Origin of the sequence: Azospirillum sp. TSH58 (assembly GCF_003119115.1) — a bacterium.
GTDB lineage: Bacteria > Pseudomonadota > Alphaproteobacteria > Azospirillales > Azospirillaceae > Azospirillum.
Window position 1 is genome coordinate 2,450,649 of the sequence record NZ_CP022364.1, and the last position, 12,413, is coordinate 2,463,061.

The following is a 12,413-nucleotide window of genomic DNA, read 5'->3' on the forward strand; positions in this document are numbered from 1 at the left end:
GCGGGAAGGGTGGGGGCAACGCCCTCTTCAAGAAAAACGACTTCCGACACATCACAGGAACCGCGATGCACCGCGCATTCTGCTGGCTGCTGGCCGCGTTTCTGGCGCTGGCCGCACACGCCGCCTTCGCCGCCGATCTGGCCCCGCTGGTTCGCGGTTTGGGCGCCGGCAGCTACGCCGAGACCGAAAAGGCCCTCGCCGGGCTGGCCGAGACGGGCGATCCCGCCGTCGTGCCGGTGATCGAGGCCCTCCAGGCCGGCGACCTGCACGTCCGCAAGGCGGACGGCGCCGTGGTCGTTGCCAAGCGCGCCGGCGGCGGCTACGCCCTGACCGACCCGCTGACCGGCGCCGCCATCGGCGAGGCGGACCGCAACGCGGTCGAGAAGATCCGCATCAACAACGCCCTGCGCCGCACGATCAGCGCGACGCTCGGCGCGCTCACCCTGATGAGCCCCGACGCCAACACGCGCCGGCAGGCCGCCGAGGCGGTGTTCAAGAGCCGCGACGTCAACGCGCTGGACGCGCTCAACACGGCGCTGGCCAAGGAATCCGACGAGCGCGTGCGCCGCGCGATGACCCAGGCGCGGGCCTCCGTCCTGCTGGCCGGGGACGCGCCCGACGCCGACAAGGTCGCCGCCGTCGCGGTGCTACAGGAGCGCGGCGACCAGGACGCGCGGGCCCTGCTGAACGGCGCCGCCAATACGGGAAGCGACGCGGTGAAGGACGCCGCGACGAAGGCCATCGCGTCGGTGGAGCAGCGGCTGGCCCTGTGGGGCGCGGCGCAGAATTTGTGGTACGGCCTGTCGCTCGGCTCGGTGCTGCTGCTGGCGGCGATCGGGCTGGCCGTCACCTTCGGCGTCATGGGCGTCATCAACATGGCGCATGGCGAGATGGTGATGATCGGCGCCTACGCCACTTTCCTGGTCCAGGAGGCCTTCCGCCAGTGGGCGCCGGGCCTGTTCGACCTCTCCATCCTGGTGGCGCTGCCGGTCGCCTTCCTGGTCTCCGGCGCGGTCGGCGTCGCCATCGAGCGCAGCGTGATCCGCTGGCTCTACGGGCGCCCGCTGGAAACGCTGCTGGCGACCTGGGGGCTGTCGCTGGCGCTCCAGCAGGCGGTGCGCTCCATCTTCGGGCCGACGAACCGCGAGGTCGGCGCACCGTCCTGGATGTCCGGAGCCTTCGAGCTGGGCGGGCTGACCATCACCTACGGGCGGCTGTGGATCGTCGTCTTCGCCTTCCTCGTCTTCGGCGCGCTGCTGGTGGCGCTGCGCAAGACGTGGTTCGGGCTGAGCATCCGCGCCGTCACCCAGAACCGCAGCATGGCCAACGCCATGGGCATCCGCACGGCGCGGGTCGACGCGCTGACCTTCGGGCTCGGCTCCGGCATCGCCGGGCTGGCCGGGGTGGCGCTGAGCCAGATCGACAACGTCAGCCCCAACCTGGGCCAGGGCTACATCATCGACAGCTTCATGGTCGTGGTGTTCGGCGGTGTCGGCAACCTGTGGGGCACGCTGGTCGGCGCGCTGGCGCTCGGCGGCGTCAACAAGTTCCTGGAGCCCTACGCGGGCGCGGTGCTGGGCAAGATCCTGGTGCTGATCTTCATCATCCTGTTCATCCAACGGCGTCCGCGCGGCCTGTTCGCGCTGAAGGGCCGGGCGGTGGAGGCCTGATCCGATGCTGACCCGTTTCTTCCTGATGGGCCTGGACAAGAAGGCCGGCGTGCTGCTGACCGTCCTGGCGGTGCTGGCCGTGGCGGTGCCGGTGATGGCGCTGGGCACCGCCCCGGACTCGCCCTGGCACCTGTCCACCCACACGGTGGCGCTGCTCGGCAAGTATCTGTGCTTCGCGCTGCTGGCGCTGTCGCTCGACCTCGTCTGGGGCTTCGTCGGCATCCTGTCGCTGGGCCACGCCGCCTTCTTCACGCTCGGCGGCTACGCCATGGGCATGTACCTGATGCGGCAGATCGGTTCGCGCGGCATGTACGGCAATGCCGACCTGCCGGACTTCATGGTCTTCCTGAACTGGACGGAGCTGCCCTGGTACTGGCACGGCTTCGACCAGTTCTGGTTCGCCGCGATCATGGTGATGCTGGTGCCGGGCCTGCTCGCCTTCGCCTTCGGCTGGTTCGCCTTCCGCTCGCGAGTCACCGGCGTCTACCTGTCGATCATCACGCAGGCGCTGACCTTCGCGCTGATGCTGGCCTTCTTCCGCAACGACATGGGTTTCGGCGGCAACAACGGCCTGACCGACTTCAAGGAGATCCTGGGCTTCGACATCCAGGCCGCCTCGACCCGCGTCGGGCTGTTCGTGGCGACGGTGGTGGCGCTGGCGGCCGGCTACATCCTGGCCTCGGCCGTGGTGGCGTCCAAGCTGGGCAAGGTGCTGATCGCCGTGCGCGACGCGGAGAGCCGGGTGCGCTTCCTCGGCTACGAGACGGACCGCTACAAGCTGTTCGCCTGGACGCTGTCGGCCGGCATGGCCGGCGTGGCGGGGGCGCTCTACGTGCCGCAGGTCGGCATCATCAACCCGTCGGAATTCTCTCCCGCCAGCAGCATCGAGGCGGTGATCTGGGTCGCCGTCGGCGGGCGCGGCACGCTGGCCGGGCCGGTGCTGGGCGCGGTGCTGGTGAATTTCGGCAAGAGCTACTTCACGGCGGCGCTGCCGGAACTGTGGCTGTTCGCGCTGGGCGGCCTGTTCGTGCTGGTCACCCTGTTCCTGCCCAAGGGCATCCTGGGTCTGGCGGCGCAGCTTCGCGACCGGCTGCCGGCGCGCGCCACGGTCACCGCCAAGCCGGCGGACCAGAAGGGAGTCTGAGGGACATGAGCACGGAAGACACCCTGCTGTATCTGGACGGCGTGTCGGTCAGCTTCGACGGGTTCCGGGCGCTGAACAACCTGTCGCTGGTCATCGGGCCGGGCGAGATGCGGGCGATCATCGGGCCGAACGGCGCCGGCAAGACGACCATGATGGACGTCATCACCGGAAAGACCCGCCCCGACACCGGCACCATCCTGTTCGAGGGCCGTACCGACCTGACCAGTCTGCGCGAGCCGGCCATCGCCAACCTGGGCATCGGCCGCAAGTTCCAGCGCCCCACCGTGTTCGAGATGCACACGGTCTGGGACAATCTGGAGCTGTCGCTGAAGGCGCCGCGCCGCCCTCTGAAGACGCTGACCTATTCGGCGACGCGGGAGGACCGGGCGCGGATCGAGGAGATCCTCGACATCACCCGCCTGTCGCCGCGGCGCGACCGCCCGGCGGGCAGCCTGTCGCACGGCGAGAAGCAGTGGCTGGAGATCGGCATGCTGCTGGCCCAGGACCCGAAGCTGCTGCTGGTCGACGAACCGGTGGCCGGCATGACCGACGCAGAAACGGAACAGACCGCCCATCTGCTGAAGGACATCGCCGGCAAGCATTCGGTGATCGTCGTGGAGCACGACATGGTCTTCGTCCGCGAACTGGGCGTGAAGGTCACGGTGCTGCACGAGGGCTCGGTGCTGGCCGAAGGCTCGCTCGACACGGTGAGCGCCAACAAGCAGGTCATCGACGTCTATCTGGGCCGGTGACCGAACCACATTCCCCTCTCCCTTCCGGGGAAAGGGTTTGGGTGAGGGGGCGGCCGAAGGGCGGAAACGCAGCCTCATTGCAGAGCTTTTCCGGCCTGCGGCCGCCCCCTCATCCTAACCTTCTCCCCAGGGGGGAGAAGGGATTCAGGAGAAAGCAAAGATGCTCGACATACGGTCTGTCGATCTCCATTACGGTGCGGCGCAGGCGCTGCGCGGCGTGTCGCTGACGGCGGAGGTTGGGAAGGTCACCTGCCTGCTCGGGCGCAACGGCGTCGGCAAGTCCTCGCTGCTGCGCGCCATCGTCGGGCTGAAGCCGGTGACCGGCGGAACCATCGCCTGGGACGGCGGCGACATCACCAGGCTCGCCCCGTCGGAGCGGGCGCGGCGCGGCATCGCCTACGTCCCGCAGGGGCGCGAGATCTTCCCGCTGCTGACGGTGCGGGAAAACCTGCTGACCGGCTACGCGCCGCTGAAGCGCGCCGACCGCTCCATCCCCGACGAGGTGTTCGAGCTGTTCCCGGTGCTGAAGTCCATGCTCGACCGGCGCGGCGGCGACCTGTCGGGCGGGCAGCAGCAGCAGCTCGCCATCGGGCGGGCGCTGGTGACGCGGCCCCGGCTGCTGGTGCTGGACGAGCCGACCGAGGGCATCCAGCCCTCCATCATCAAGGACATCGGGCGGGCCATTTCCTACCTGCGCGACAAGGGCACCATGGCGATCCTGCTGGTCGAGCAGTATTTCGAGTTCGCCCGCGATCTGGCCGACGACTGGGCGGTGATGGAACGCGGCGAGGTCATGCTGGCGGGCAGCCGCGACGGGCTGGAGGAGAGCGAGGTCCGGCGGTACCTGACCGTCTGACTCGTCTGCTTCCGGGGGCATCCTCGCGAGGGCGGAGCTTCGGTTCCGCCATCCTGTGCTTCCCGTGGCGGGCACCGGAAACGCCGCCGTCGCGAGGATGGCACCCCTGCGCTTTGGGGAGCTTGGCGCGGAACCGCGATGCGCTACCATCGCTGCCAGTCACTCACACCGAAGGCAGTTCCGAATGTCGAGCGTCCTGTCAGCCGACCCCGTTCTCCAGCAGGTTGACCGCAGTTTCGAAGACTCCCTGGGCCGCCTCTGCGACCTGTTGCGCATCCCCAGCGTCAGCACCGACCCGGCCTACAAGGGCGACGTGCGCCGCGCCGCCGATTGGCTGGCGCGCGAGCTGAGCGGGCTGGGCTTCGACGCCTCCGTGCGCGAGACGCCCGGCCATCCCATGGTCGTCGCCCATCATCCGGGGCCGGGCGGTGAGGGTGTGCCGCACATCCTCTATTACGGCCATTACGACGTGCAGCCGGCGGAGCCGCTGGAGCTGTGGAACAGCCCGCCCTTCGAGCCGGCCATCGTCGAAGCCGAGCACGGCCGGCGCATCGTCGCCCGCGGCGCCGTGGACGACAAGGGCCAGGTGATGACCTTCATCGAGGCGTTCCGCGCCTGGCACGCCGTGCACGGCACCCTGCCGATCCGCGTGACCGTCCTGCTGGAGGGCGAGGAGGAGACCGGCAGTCCGAACCTGCTGCCCTTCCTGAAGGCCAACGCGGAGGAGCTGAAGGCCGACGTCTGCGTCATCACCGACACCAACTCCTGGAACATCGACACGCCGGCCATCACCACCCGGCTGCGCGGCCTGCTCTATGTCGAGGGGACGCTGCATGGGCCGAGCCACGACCTGCATTCCGGCATGTTCGGCGGCGCGGTGCTGAACCCGATCAACGCGCTGACCCGCGTCCTCGGCCAGATCCACGACGAGGACGGGCGCGTCCGCTTCCCCGGCTTCTACGACGACGTGGCCGAGCCCACGGACGAGGAGAAGGCGATGTGGCGCGACCTCGGCTTCGACGAGAGCGCCTTCCTGGCCGGCGTCGGGCTGAAGACCCCGGCGGGTGAGGCCGGGCGCAGCGCGCTGGAGCGGCTGTGGTCGCGCCCGACCTGCGACATCAACGGCATCTGGGGCGGCTACACCGGCGAGGGGTCCAAGACGGTCATCGCCTCCAAGGCGTCGGCCAAGCTGTCCTGCCGCCTCGTACCCGCCCAGGACCCGGAGAAGATCCTGGCCGGCATCCGGAGCTTCCTGGAGGAGCGCACCCCGGCGGACGGGCGCTGGGAGATCAAGGTGTTCGGCCGGTCGCCGGGCGTCCAGGTGCCGACCGACAGCCCCTATCTGCGCGCCGCCATGGCGGGTCTGGGCGACGTCTACGCCAATAAGCCGGCGCTGGTCGGCAGCGGCGGCTCGATCCCGGTCGGCGGCTACATCCGGCAGGCGCTGGGCTTCGACTCGATCTTCGTCGGCTTCGGGCTGGAGGATGACCGCATCCATTCGCCCAACGAGAAGTTCGAGGTGACGTGCCTGCACAACGGCATCCGCTCCCACGCCGCCATGCTGGCGCGTTTCGCCGCTCTCTGAGCCGCAGTTTTCCCACACGTTTCCGTCGTTCAGCCCGCGGCTGCGCCTTTCGCGCCCGCGGGCTTTTTCATTGCCAATGGCGCTCTTGCCATCCCTGACCCCTGCAGTGAAATGATCGGGCTCCAGGAAAGAAATTTTATTCACTCATCAAATAACGAAAGCAAAAATAAAAAGAACTTAGCTTTCGTAACTCTTTAATCCGCTGTTAAGTTTGTCGGCTGTAATAATCATTCGTTGGACAATCGGTGATTTCTGAATTTTTATTAAAGAATATTTTTGAAGCGGTCTTGGGGTGGGTCAATAATTCAAATTATCTCGTTTTTTTGGAGCGATTGAACGTAGAGGGGCGCGCTGAGGGAGCGCTCCTGTGGATTTGTTATAGAATTATCAAGGGGAGTGAGGGATGTCGGTGATGTCGAACATATCGATAAGAATGAAAATTACAGTTTCATTCTTGTTCATGATTGCGTTCACTTTTACCCTGGGGGTTTTCAGCGTAGATCGCATTTCAAGCGTCAATGACGCGGCAAGGGACATCCGTGATAACTGGCTGCCCAGCGTCGGCGAAGTCGCTCGGCTGACCGATTATTTTGAATTCTATCGAATTCTGGAGTCCGCCCATATTCTTGCCTCCGAGGCTGATCAGAAAGCCGAGGAGGAAAAAACTCTGCAGACGGCTCTGGAGAATTTCAAGGATGCCGCCCGCAAGTACGAGAAAATGCTGACGTCCGGCTATGAGACGGAGACGTTTCAGAAGCTGATGGGGCATTGGGAGCGCTACCTGAACCTGAGCCAGGAGAAGCTGCTTCCGCTGTCCCGTGCCAATCGCTTCGACGAGGCGGCCCTGCTTTTCCGGGGTGAATCGCGGGTCGAATTCCGCAAGGCCCAGACGCTGATGCGTGACCTGATCCAGTTCAACGTCCGCAACGGCCGCCTTGCCGCCGATCAGGGCGAGGCGGTCTACGGTTCCAGCAAGACCTTGCTGATCATTGCCATAGTGGTGGCGACGGTCCTCAGCGTCCTCATGGGGCTGGCGATCGTCGCCGGCGTCTCCAAGCCGATCCAGCGGCTGACCGGGGTGATGAACCGTCTGGCGGGACGTGAACTGACCGTCGCCATCGACGGCGTCGACCGCAAGGACGAACTGGGGGCGATGGCCCGCGCCGTTCAGGTCTTCAAGGACGGGCTGATCGAGGCGGACCGCCTCGCCGCCGCGCAGGCGACGGAACAGGCGGCCAAGCAGCGCCGGGTGGAAGCCGTCGAACGGCTGGTGAACCGCTTCGGGGACTCCGCCGCGGCCTCCCTGCGCACGGTCGCCGCCGCCGCGTCGGAGTTGGATGCGACCGCAAACAGCATGACCTCCATGGCCGAGCGGACCAACATCCAGGCCACCGCCGTCCAGGCGGCGGCGGAGCAGACCAGCGCCAACGTCCAGACCGTCGCTTCCGCGGCGGAGGAGATGGCCAGCTCGATCCGCGAGATCGGGACGCAGGTGGCGCGCTCCTCGGAGATCGCCGGGCAGGCGGTGGAGCAGGCGACCCGCACCAACGAGACGGTGCGCGGGCTGGTCGAGGCCGCCCAGAAGATCGGCGAGGTGGTCAGCCTCATCACCAACATCGCCAGCCAGACCAACCTGCTGGCCCTGAACGCGACCATCGAGGCCGCCCGGGCGGGCGAGGCCGGCAAGGGCTTCGCCGTCGTGGCCGGCGAGGTGAAGCATCTCGCCTCCCAGACCGCCAAGGCGACCGACGAGATCGCCGCCCAGATCGCCGCCATCCAGGGCGCCACCGACGGCGCGGTGCGCGACATCTCGGCCATCGGCGGCATCATCAGCCAGATCAACGACATCTCCACCGCCATCGCCGCCGCCATCGAGGAGCAGAGCGCGGCGACCAACGAGATCTCCCGCAACGTCCAGGAGGCCGCGGCGGGCACCCATCAGGTCTCGGGCAGCATCACCGAGGTCACGATGGCGGCGGGCGAGACCGGTGCCGCCGCCGGTCAGGTGATGAGCGCGTCGGGCGAGCTGGCCCGCCAGTCGGAAACGCTGCGCAAGGAGATCGAGAGCTTCCTGACGGAGATCAAAGCCGCCTGAGCGGACGGCGGTTCGGCAGGATCGACACGCGAAAACGGCGGACGTCCCTGGGGCGCCCGCCGTTTTCGCATCTGGCGTTTCGCGTCCGGCGTGCCGGTCAGTGCGGCTTCAGCGCCTCGACCACCTGCATGTGGCCCTGCAGCGCGCCGAGGGTGAGGGCGGAATTGCCGGCGGTGTCCATGCGGAACGGGTTGGCACCGCGCTCCACCAGCATCCGGGCGACGCGGTCGTGGCCGTTGTTGGCGGCGTACATCAGGGCCGACCAGCCGTGGCTGGCCACCCGGTCCACCGACACGCCGCGGTCGACCAGGATCTTCACGACACCGTCGTGGCCGCGGGCCGCGGCGGCCATCAGGGCGGTCTTGCCGTCGTCGTTGGTGGCGTCGAGTTCCGCCCCGGCGGCGGCCAGCGCGTGGATCACCGCCTCATGCCCGCCCCAGGCGGCGTACATCACCGCGGTGGCGCCATCAGCGGTGCGCAGCTCGGTCTTGGCCCGGCGGTCGATCAGCAGCCGCACCGCGTCGGTCAGCCCCTGTTCGGAGGCCAGCATCAGCAGGGTCTTGCCGTTGTCCACACGCTTGTTCGGATCGGCGCCGCCGTCCAGGGCGCGCTTCAGCTCGTCGGTGCGGCGCATCAGGGCGATGGCGCCGTCGCGGCTGTCCAGTCCGGGCCGGACCTCGGCGGTGGCCGGGGGCGCCGGCGGGGTGCCGGGCGCCGCAGAGGCGGCACCGGCGGAGGCGGCGCCGGCGGAGGCGGTCGTCGCGGGAAGCACGCGCCCTTCGCCGGCCGCCTTGATGCGGTCGCGCAGGTCGCCGGTGTTGGGGGCGACGATCAGGGCGCGCTCGTAGAAGCGCCGCGCCTCGTCCCAATTGCCGTCGCGCTCCGCCAGCGCGGCCCAGCGGCGGTAGGTGTCCTCCATGGTCGTCAGCAGGTCCTGGATCTCCGGCGTCGCCGGGGCGATCTCGCGCAGGCGCGACACCGTCTCGTAAGCGTTGTTGTTCGGCGGCGTGGTCAGGAGCTTGGCGGCGATCTGCCGGCGGGCCTGATCGACCAGGGTGCGGACGCGCGGGTTCAGGCCGTTGTCGCTAGCGGAGAAGGGCGTGGACGCCGTGGGGGCCGCGGGCTGCGGCATCGCCGGAGCCGCCATCTGGGGCGCCGGCTCGTCGACCAGCGGCGGCAGGGTGGCGGAGCCGGTCGGGCCTTCGCTCTGCTCCGTGCGGTACTCCGTCGCCCGCGGCTTGGGCGGCTGGGCGTGCTCCGCGGCCAGCGGGTCGGCGGCCGGAACCGGCGGCTTCGGCATCTGGGCCGCCGGAGCGACGGGCGGCTGCTCCGGCTTCGCCGGCGGCGCCGGATCGAGCCTGGCGACGGTCGTCGGCGGGGCCGCCGCCGGGGCGGCGGCCTGGGCTGGAGATTGGGCTGGCGGCTGGGCGGCCGGCGGGCTCGCGGTGCGGGCGGCGGGCGGCAGGGCGTCGGCCCTGGTCGGCGACGGGCCGGCGACCGGAACACCCGCCTCGGCGGGGAGGGAGGCGAGGTAGGGGTTCTGCGGCCGGGCGAGCGCCAGCGTGTCGGGGCCGCGGCTGCCCAGGCTGGGCTCGTCGGCGAAAGGATTGTGCACCCGCTCCGTCACGAAACCGCGGAGGTCCTGCCAGCCCTGGCGGGCGTAATCGAGCGCCCGTTCGGGCGTGGCGCTGGGCACGGCCAGGGTCACGCCGGCCCCGGCAGCGCCCAGCAGGATCAGGGTGGTGATCGCCGCCCCGGCCAGCGCGGCGCGGCGGCGCGGGCGCTTGACCGGCAGATCGGCGACCGTGCCGCCGGTTTCGGGGATGGTCCAGCCGTCCGGCGCGTCCCAGTCGTTGGCGGGCCAATCGTTGGCGTCGCGCTCCGCCGCGCGGCGCGGCGGCGGGGGCGCGGCCCGCGGCGGCGCGGCCACCGGCCCGGTGGAGGGATTGGCGGCAGGCCCGGCGGATGGCCCGGCGGATGGAATCGCGGCGGTGGGCGCGACGGACGGGCCGGCGCCGGGCGTCATGCGGTAGATGACGCCAAGCTCGCGCACCGCCTCGGCCAGTCCGGGACGGGCCAGGGTTCGCTCCATTTCCGGCGTGCCGCAGAGAAGGACCTGGAGGAAACGCCCGCTCGGCGTCTCGGAGCGGGTGAGGTCGATCAGGTCGGCCAGCGCCGGGGCGGCCAAAACGCCCGCGTTCTCCACCGCCAGCAGTCCGGTGCCGGCAAGGTCCAGCCGCTCCTCCAACTCCTCGATCAGCGTGTCGAAATCGCGGTCGTCGCTGTCGGAGGGCAGGGCGGCGTCACCGGCGGCGGACACCAGATCCTCGACCTGCGCCCCGGCGCTGGCGGCGACCGGAAGCACCAGGGCCCCGTCGGAGCCGACCTGCTCGACGAGCTGATGGAAGACCGCCGCCCGTCCGGACCCGGCTTCGCCGACCAGCACCAGAAGCCGCTTGCGCGCCAGCAGGGCCAGCAGAAGGCCGTCGAAGACCTCCGTCTGGTCGGGGCGCAGGCCGGCGGCCTGGGGTTGGGGCTTCGCCTTCGCCGCGGAGCGATTCGAGGATGGCGTGGCTTTCGGAGCGGAACGGTCCATGGGGGCGCGCGCAATCCAATTGATGGGACGTTACACTCCTGACTCTAGTGGTCCGCCGTCGTCCTGCGACGGTGCAAAGGGACGGGACCGCCACCTCTTATGGAGGAGGCGCGCGTCGGGATGGCTGATTCGGGCGGAGCGCTGCGCTATAGGGGGGACTGCTTTTTCCACCTCCGTTCATTCTCCACCCGCGCTTGGGAGTCCCTCATGGGCATGGGTCCGATGCGTATCGGCGTCGATCTGGGCGGCACGAAGATCGCCGCCACCCTTCTGGCTCCCGACGGGGCGGAGTGGGCGCGGCACCGCGCCGACACGCCGCGCGGCTACGCGGAGACGCTGGAGGCTCTGGCCGCCGCCGTGGCGGCGCTGGAGGACCGGGCGGGGTGCCGGGACGCCACGGTCGGGCTGTGCCTGCCCGGCATCGTCGACGGCGCCGCGGGCACCGTGCACGCGGTCAACCTGCCCTGGCTGGACGGGCGGCCCTTCGCCGCCGACCTGTCGCGGGCGCTGAACCGTCCCGTGCGGATCGCCAACGACGCCAACGCCTTCGTCCTGTCGGAGGCGGTGGACGGGGCGGCGGCCGGAGCGCCGCTGGTCTTCGGGATCATCCTGGGCACCGGGGTCGGCGGCGGGATCGTCGTGGACCGGCGCATCCTGCCCGGCGCCAACGCCCTGGCCGGCGAATGGGGGCACAACCCGCTGCCCTGGCGTACGGCGGAGGACGGCCCGCCGCTGCCCTGCGGCTGCGGGCGGGAGGGCTGCATCGAGACCCTGCTGTGCGGCGCCGGTCTGGCACGCCTGCACCATTGGCGCACGGGGGAGGCGCTGACCCCGCCGGAGATCGCCGCCCGCGCCCGCTCCGGCGACGGGCAAGCCCGGGCGACGCTGGACCGCCATGGCGATGCGCTGGCCCGCGCGCTGGCCGCCGTCATCAATCTGCTCGACCCCGACGCGGTGGTGGTCGGCGGCGGCCTGTCGGACCTGCCGGGGCTGTACGAGGCTGTGCCGGCCCTGTGGGGGCGCTGGGCGCTGAGCCCGGCCCCCCGCACCCGCTTCCTCCGGGCGCGCCATGGCGCCGAAAGCGGTATGCGCGGCGCGGCATGGCTTTGGCCCACCCGGTGATGCCTTTGGCAGGTCGCGCCGAGTTGGCGCGGCTTTTGCTCTATTCCTTCCGACACGGAAGGGAGAAGGCCCATGTTCGGCTTCATATCGGGGTTTCAGAAGGCGCGGCGTGGGGCTTCGCTGCAAACTGCAAATCAGAATGCCTATCGCAATATGCGGAAGGCGTCGCCATCGCATCCTGCGAACGGCGTAATGGCCAAACGTCAGTTGGAGGAGGCCTGCGCCCTTCTCCAGGATGCCGCCGACGACCTGGAATCGGTCCTATCGGGCATGCCGATCCCCGCCGGGCGGGCCGACCTGAACGAGGCGATCGGAACGATTATGGAGACGTTGCGGTTGGTCGCCTCCGCGCATGGGCGGCTGGAACACCCGCAGATGCATGGCGGCGCCCTGGCCGACTGAGGGAGCGGCCGAACCGGTGGGTCAGAAACGCGAAAGGGCGGCTCCGCCGAGGAGCCGCCCTTTCGCTTGTCCGGCAATCCGGACGCCGATCACTCGGAAACGGTCTGCCAGAAGAAGAACACGACGGCCAGAACCATCAGGGCGACGTCCATGGGTAACTCTCCTCGATGCTGCGTGTGAGGGTCGAAATT

General features: G+C 69.5%; 9 protein-coding genes. 8 read left to right on the forward strand and 1 reads right to left on the reverse strand.

Features of this window, described 5'->3' with window-relative positions; all coding sequences use genetic code 11:
- Nucleotides 1-65: 65 nt before the first annotated feature.
- The 6 genes from urtB (at nucleotide 66) to TSH58p_RS15090 (ending at nucleotide 8,102) form a co-directional block, all read left to right on the forward strand.
- Nucleotides 66-1,670 (forward strand): urea ABC transporter permease subunit UrtB, encoded by a 1,605-nt coding sequence (urtB, locus tag TSH58p_RS15065; protein ID WP_109067758.1) that lies wholly within the window; start codon nucleotides 66-68, stop codon nucleotides 1,668-1,670.
- A gap of 4 nt (nucleotides 1,671-1,674) precedes the next feature.
- Nucleotides 1,675-2,814 (forward strand): urea ABC transporter permease subunit UrtC, encoded by a 1,140-nt coding sequence (urtC, locus tag TSH58p_RS15070; RefSeq protein WP_109067757.1) that lies wholly within the window; start codon nucleotides 1,675-1,677, stop codon nucleotides 2,812-2,814.
- A 5-nt stretch (nucleotides 2,815-2,819) separates the two neighbouring features.
- A complete protein-coding gene (gene urtD / locus TSH58p_RS15075) occupies nucleotides 2,820-3,566 on the forward strand; it encodes an urea ABC transporter ATP-binding protein UrtD (RefSeq protein WP_109067756.1) in 747 nt (248 codons plus the stop codon).
- A 160-nt stretch (nucleotides 3,567-3,726) separates the two neighbouring features.
- Nucleotides 3,727-4,422, forward strand: coding sequence for an urea ABC transporter ATP-binding subunit UrtE (urtE, locus tag TSH58p_RS15080; RefSeq protein WP_109067755.1), 696 nt, complete (start codon nucleotides 3,727-3,729; stop codon nucleotides 4,420-4,422).
- A 184-nt stretch (nucleotides 4,423-4,606) separates the two neighbouring features.
- Complete coding sequence (locus tag TSH58p_RS15085; RefSeq protein WP_109067754.1) at nucleotides 4,607-6,007, forward strand: dipeptidase; 1,401 nt, start codon at nucleotides 4,607-4,609, stop codon at nucleotides 6,005-6,007.
- A gap of 412 nt (nucleotides 6,008-6,419) precedes the next feature.
- On the forward strand, nucleotides 6,420-8,102 hold the full coding sequence (locus TSH58p_RS15090) for a methyl-accepting chemotaxis protein (protein ID WP_371732443.1): 1,683 nt from the start codon (nucleotides 6,420-6,422) through the stop codon (nucleotides 8,100-8,102).
- A gap of 97 nt (nucleotides 8,103-8,199) precedes the next feature.
- Here the strand turns inward: TSH58p_RS15090 and TSH58p_RS34555 are convergent, their stop codons facing one another.
- Nucleotides 8,200-10,698 (reverse strand): ankyrin repeat domain-containing protein, encoded by a 2,499-nt coding sequence (locus tag TSH58p_RS34555; RefSeq protein ID WP_109067752.1) that lies wholly within the window; start codon nucleotides 10,696-10,698, stop codon nucleotides 8,200-8,202.
- Between the two features lie 222 nt (nucleotides 10,699-10,920).
- Here TSH58p_RS34555 and TSH58p_RS15100 point away from each other — a divergent pair, with 222 nt between their 5' ends.
- Together TSH58p_RS15100 and TSH58p_RS15105 are read left to right on the forward strand one after the other, a co-directional pair.
- Nucleotides 10,921-11,820, forward strand: a complete 900-nt coding sequence (locus tag TSH58p_RS15100; RefSeq protein WP_199230002.1) for an ROK family protein — start codon at nucleotides 10,921-10,923, stop codon at nucleotides 11,818-11,820.
- Nucleotides 11,821-11,892: 72 nt separating this feature from the next.
- A complete protein-coding gene (locus tag TSH58p_RS15105; protein ID WP_109067750.1) occupies nucleotides 11,893-12,222 on the forward strand; it encodes a hypothetical protein in 330 nt (109 codons plus the stop codon).
- The last annotated feature ends 191 nt before the right edge of the window (nucleotides 12,223-12,413 follow it).